The organism is Streptomyces apricus (assembly GCF_008369065.1).
Taxonomy (GTDB): Bacteria; Actinomycetota; Actinomycetes; order Streptomycetales; family Streptomycetaceae; genus Streptomyces; species Streptomyces apricus.
The window spans coordinates 77,658-82,967 of the sequence record NZ_VDFC01000083.1 but is presented as its reverse complement, the minus strand read 5'-3'; the positions used below and the strand labels follow the sequence as shown (position 1 = coordinate 82,967).

5 protein-coding genes are annotated in these 5,310 nt (G+C 71.4%); 1 reads left to right on the top strand and 4 read right to left on the bottom strand.

The genetic code is table 11. From position 1 onward, the window contains the following. Positions 1-63 precede the first annotated feature (63 nt). The 4 genes from FGF04_RS36080 to FGF04_RS36065 form a co-directional block, all read right to left on the bottom strand. Positions 64-834 carry a GNAT family N-acetyltransferase gene (locus FGF04_RS36080; protein ID WP_149515607.1) on the bottom strand — a complete coding sequence of 257 codons (771 nt, stop codon included), beginning with the start codon at positions 832-834 and terminating at the stop codon, positions 64-66. 266 nt (positions 835-1,100) lie between these two features. After that, a complete protein-coding gene (locus FGF04_RS36075; RefSeq protein WP_149515606.1) occupies positions 1,101-1,850 on the bottom strand; it encodes a succinate dehydrogenase/fumarate reductase iron-sulfur subunit in 750 nt (249 codons plus the stop codon). Next, positions 1,847-3,808 carry a fumarate reductase/succinate dehydrogenase flavoprotein subunit gene (locus tag FGF04_RS36070; RefSeq protein WP_149515605.1) on the bottom strand — a complete coding sequence of 654 codons (1,962 nt, stop codon included), beginning with the start codon at positions 3,806-3,808 and terminating at the stop codon, positions 1,847-1,849. The genes FGF04_RS36075 and FGF04_RS36070 overlap by 4 nt, the downstream gene beginning before the upstream one ends. Before the next feature lies 1 nt (position 3,809). Further along, positions 3,810-4,517 carry a succinate dehydrogenase gene (locus FGF04_RS36065; protein ID WP_149515604.1) on the bottom strand — a complete coding sequence of 236 codons (708 nt, stop codon included), beginning with the start codon at positions 4,515-4,517 and terminating at the stop codon, positions 3,810-3,812. A gap of 94 nt (positions 4,518-4,611) precedes the next feature. Between FGF04_RS36065 and FGF04_RS36060 the strand changes: the two genes are divergently transcribed. Then, positions 4,612-5,310, top strand: a 699-nt coding sequence (locus tag FGF04_RS36060) for a LysR family transcriptional regulator (RefSeq protein WP_149515674.1), incomplete at its 3' end; no start/stop codon positions are given.

The window sequence follows — 5,310 nt, the reverse complement described above, 5'->3', positions numbered from 1 at the left end:
GTACGACGAGGGGCGCGGCGCCGCGCCGCGGACCCGGGATCGCGTTCAGGCGGGGCGCGTCCATCACGCGGGCACGAGGGAGAGGAAGTGCCGCAGGTAGCGCGGGTCGACCCGGCGCATCGACAGCAGCACGTACAGGTCGGCGACGCCGAAGTCCGGGTCGTAGGCCGGCTCCCCGCAGACCCAGGCCCCCAGGCGCAGGTACCCGCGCAGCAGCGGGGGCAGCTCGGTGCGGGCGGGACGGGCCACGCCCTCGGCGCTCCAGGGCAGCAGCGGCCGTACGCGKTACTCCTCGGGGGCGAGGTGCTTGCCGCGCACCCGGTCCCAGGTGCCCGCGGCGAGCGCCCCGCCGTCGGCGAGCGGGACGGAGCAGCAGCCGGCCAGCCACTCGTGGCCGCGGTCGGTCATGTAGCGGGCGATGCCGGCCCAGATAAGGCCGATGACCGCGCCGTCGCGGTGGTCGGGGTGGACGCAGGAGCGGCCCACCTCGACGAGGTCGGAGCGGATCGCGGCCAGCGGGCCGAGGTCGAACTCGCTCTCGGAGTAGAGCCGTCCGGCGACGGCGGCGCGCTCCGGGGGCAGCAGGCGGTAGGTGCCGACGACCCGGCCGGTCGCCGTGTCGCGGACGAGCAGGTGGTCGCAGTACGCGTCGAAGGCGTCGGTGTCGAGGCCGGGCTGCGGGGTGGGCAGCAGGGCGCCCATCTCCCCGGCGAACACGTCGTGGCGCAGGCGCTGGGCGTCCCGGACGTCGGACTCGTCGCGGGCGAGGGTGACGGTGTAGCGGGCGGGTGCGGCCGACGGCGGGGGGCTGTCGAGCGTGGAAACGCCGGTCATGGCTCTCTCCTGGTCACAGGCCGGATGCGGCGGAGCGGCGCGGCGGACCGTGACGCACGGCCCGTGCGCTCCTGTTCTCCCGACCCCGGCTGACCACCGGGTGACCCATGAAGAGAGCCAGAATGTGAGCTGTCTGAATGCCAGGGGCCGGGCCCCGTAGCAAGGGGCCGGAGGCCCCTGCAAGGGGCGCGGGGAACTGCGCGACCAGCCCCCACCACCCGCACCGGAACAACAACCGAAGGCGGTTCCAAAGGCCGGGCGGAGCCCTACCGCTTACCCGCCTTGCGGGTGGCCCGCAGCCACTCCTTGTTCATCCCCGTGATGGACATCAGAGGAATCCCCTTGGGACAGGCGGTCGCACACTCACCCGCCAGCGTGCACCCCCCGAACCCCTCCTCGTCCATCTGCGCCACCATGTCCAGCACCCGCGTCTCCCGTTCGGGCGCCCCCTGCGGCAGCACGTTGAGGTGGTTCACCTTCGAGGAGGTGAACAGGCTCGCGGACCCGTTCGGGCACGCCGCCACGCACGCCCCGCACCCGATGCACTCGGCGTGCTCGAAGGCGAAGTCCGCGTCGGGCTTGGGCACCGGCGTGGCGTGCGCCTCCGGCGCCGCGCCCGTCGGCGCGGTCACGTACCCGCCGGCCTGGATGATCCGGTCGAAGGCGGACCGGTCGACCACGAGGTCCTTGACGACCGGGAAGGCGGACGCCCGCCACGGCTCGACGTCGATCGTGTCGCCGTCCCGGAAGGACCGCATGTGCAGCTGGCAGGTGGTCGTGCGCTCGGGTCCGTGCGCATCGCCGTTGATGACGAGCGAGCACGCGCCGCAGATGCCCTCGCGGCAGTCGTGGTCGAAGGCGACCGGGTCGTCGCCCTTGAGGATGAGCTCCTCGTTGAGGGTGTCGAGCATCTCCAGGAAGGACATGTCGGCCGAGATGCCGTCCACTTCGTACGTGGACATGGCTCCGTCGGCGTCGGCGTGGCGCTGCCGCCAGACGCGCAGGGTGAGCTTCATGCGTAGCTCCGCTGGGTGGGGTGGACGTACTCGAAGACGAGGTCTTCCTTGTGCAGGACGGGCGCGTCACCGGTGCCGGTGAACTCCCAGGCGGCCGCGTAGGAGAACTCCTCGTCGCGGCGGGCCGCCTCGCCGTCCGGGGTCTGGGACTCCTCGCGGAAGTGGCCGCCGCAGGACTCCTCGCGGTGCAGCGCGTCGAGGCACATCAGCTCGGCGAGCTCCAGGTAGTCGACGATGCGGTTGGCCTTCTCCAGCGACTGGTTGAACTCCTCGCCGGTGCCGGGGACCTTGATGCGCCGCCAGAACTCCTCGCGGATCTGCGGGATGCGCTCCAGGGCCTTGCGCAGCCCCGCCTCCGTACGGGCCATGCCGCAGAACTCCCACATCAGTTCGCCGAGTTCGCGGTGGAAGGAATCGGGGGTGCGGTCGCCGTCGACGGCGAGCAGCAGCCGCAGCCGGTCCTCGGTGTCGGCGATGACCTCCTGCACGGCGGGGTGTTCGTCGTTCACCTCGTCGTCGCCGGCGCGGTGCGGGTTGCGGGCGAGGTAGTCGTTGATCGTGGACGGCAGGACGAAGTAGCCGTCGGCGAGGCCCTGCATCAGCGCGGAGGCGCCGAGCCGGTTGGCCCCGTGGTCGGAGAAGTTGGCCTCGCCGATCGCGAACAGGCCGGGGACGGTGGTCTGGAGGTCGTAGTCGACCCACAGGCCGCCCATCGTGTAGTGCACGGCGGGGTAGATGCGCATCGGGACGGTGTACGGGTCCTCGTCGGTGATGCGCTGGTACATGTCGAAGAGGTTGCCGTACTTGGCCTCGACGGCCTCGCGCCCCATGCGGGCGATGGCGTCGGCGAAGTCGAGGTAGACGCCCTGGCCGCCGGGGCCCACTCCCCTGCCCTCGTCGCAGACGTTCTTCGCGGCGCGGGAGGCGATGTCGCGGGGCACGAGGTTGCCGAAGGCCGGGTAGACGCGCTCCAGGTAGTAGTCGCGCTCGTCCTCGGGGATCTCGTTCGCCGGGCGGTCGTCGCCCTTGGCCTTGGGGACCCAGATCCGGCCGTCGTTGCGCAGCGACTCGCTCATCAGCGTCAGCTTGGACTGGTGCTCGCCGGTGCGCGGGATGCAGGTGGGGTGGATCTGGGTGAAGCAGGGGTTGGCGAAGTACGCGCCGCGCCGGTGGGCCCGCCAGACGGCGGTGGCGTTGGAGTTCATGGCGTTGGTCGACAGGTAGAAGACGTTGCCGTAGCCGCCGGTGGCGAGGACGACGGCGTCCGCGTAGTACGTGTCGATCCTCCCGGTGATCAGGTCGCGGGCCACGATGCCGCGCGCCCGTCCGCCGACCACGATCAGGTCGAGCATCTCGGTGCGGGCGTGCATCTCGATGTTCCCGGCTGCGATCTGCCTGCTGAGGGCCTGGTAGGCGCCGAGGAGGAGCTGCTGGCCCGTCTGGCCGCGGGCGTAGAAGGTGCGGGAGACCTGGACGCCGCCGAAGGAGCGGGTGTCGAGGAGGCCGCCGTACTCGCGGGCGAAGGGCACGCCCTGGGCGACGCACTGGTCGATGATCTCCACGGAGATCTGGGCGAGCCGGTGGACGTTCGACTCGCGGGCCCGGAAGTCGCCGCCCTTGACGGTGTCGTAGAACAGGCGGTGCACCGAGTCGCCGTCGTTGCGGTAGTTCTTCGCGGCGTTGATGCCGCCCTGCGCGGCGATGGAGTGGGCGCGGCGCGGGGAGTCCTGGTAGCAGAACTGCACGACGTGGTAGCCCTGCTCGGCGAGGGTGGCGCCGGCCGAGCCGCCCGCGAGGCCCGTACCGACGACGATCACGGTGTGCTTGCGGCGGTTGGCGGGGTTGACGAGCTTCGCATCGAAGCGGCGGGTGTCCCAGCGCTCGTTCACCGGGCCCCCGGGGGCCTTGGTGTCGGCGACGGGCTCTCCGGTCGTGTAGCGGGCGAATTCAGAGGTCATGTCAGCTCACCACYCCGGTCATCACGCCCACGGGCACGGCGACGAAGCCCGCCGTGAGCAGCACGGCGAGCACATTGGCGACGGTCTTGAGGGCCCGGTCGCGGGTGCGGCTGCCCACGCCGAGGGTCTGTGCCGCGCTCCAGAAGCCGTGCCGCACGTGCAGGCCGAGCGCGAGCATCGCGACGATGTAGACGACGTTGCCGTACCAGGTGGAGAAGGTGTCGATCACGTTCTGGTACGGGTGTCCGGCCTGGAAGCCGTTCGGGTGCGCGGTGCCGGTCGTCAGGTCCAGGATGTGCCAGACGATGAACAGGCCGAGGATGATCCCGCCCCAGCGCATGGTGCGCGTGGCGTAACTGGCCCGGGGCTTGCTGTGCACGTACTTCGTGGGGCGCGCCCGGAGGTCGCGGCGGCTGAGCTGGTACGCGCAGACGGCGTGCGCGACGACGGCGGCGACCAGGACCACGCGGACGATCCACAGCGCCCACTCGTAGTGCAGGAAGGGCTCGCCGAGGGTGCGCAGCCAGTGGGCGTAGTGGTCGAACTCGCCCTCACCGAAGAAGATCTTGAGGTTGCCGAGCATGTGGACGGCCAGGTACCCCAGCATGATCAGGCCGCTGACGGCCATCACGGTCTTCTTGCCGACGGACGAGTCCCACATGGTGCGCGTCATGGACGGTTTTCGGCCCGTCCGCGTTGCCAGAGCCATGGAAGCGACGGTACGGGCGAGCAGGCCGATCGGTCCAAGACATGGTGCGGCTCGTTTCGATAGGCAACCCCTATGGTCCACGTAGGCTGGAGGGATGCAGTTCCAGCAGCTCCAGTACTTCGTGGCGGTCGCCGAGACCCGGCACTTCACCCGGGCCGCCGATCTGGTCCACGTGGCCCAGCCGTCGCTGTCCCAGCAGATCAAGGCGCTGGAGCGGGAGCTGGGGGCCGACCTGTTCCTGCGGGCGCGTGGGAACATCACGCTCACCGACGCCGGGGAGGCCCTGCTGCCGCTGGCCCGCCGCATCCTCGCGGACGCGGACACCGCGCGGCACGAGGTGCAGGAGCTGGTCCAGCTGCGGAGCGGGCGGGTGCGGCTGGGGGCGACCCCGAGCCTGTGCACGGGGCTGCTGCCGGACGTGCTGCGCGCCTTCCACGACCGCTACCCGGGGATCAGGCTGCTGATCGAGGAGGGCGGCTCCCACGACCTGGTGCGGGAGCTGGCCCGCGGGGCGCTCGACCTCGCCCTGGTCGTGCTTCCCCTGCCGACGCCGTCGCCCGCGCTGACCACGGTGGAGGTGCTGCGGGAGGACTTGGTGGTGGTGTCCTCGCCGGAGGCGCCGGCGCCGGGGGGCGGGCGGCGGAGCGTGGACGTCGCGGACCTGGAGGGGGAACGGCTGGTGATGTTCCGGCACGGGTACGACCTGCGGGAGCTGACCGTCGCCGCGTGCCGCTCCGCGGGGTTCGAGCCGGACTTCGCGGTGGAGGGCGGGGAGATGGACGCGGTGCTGGGG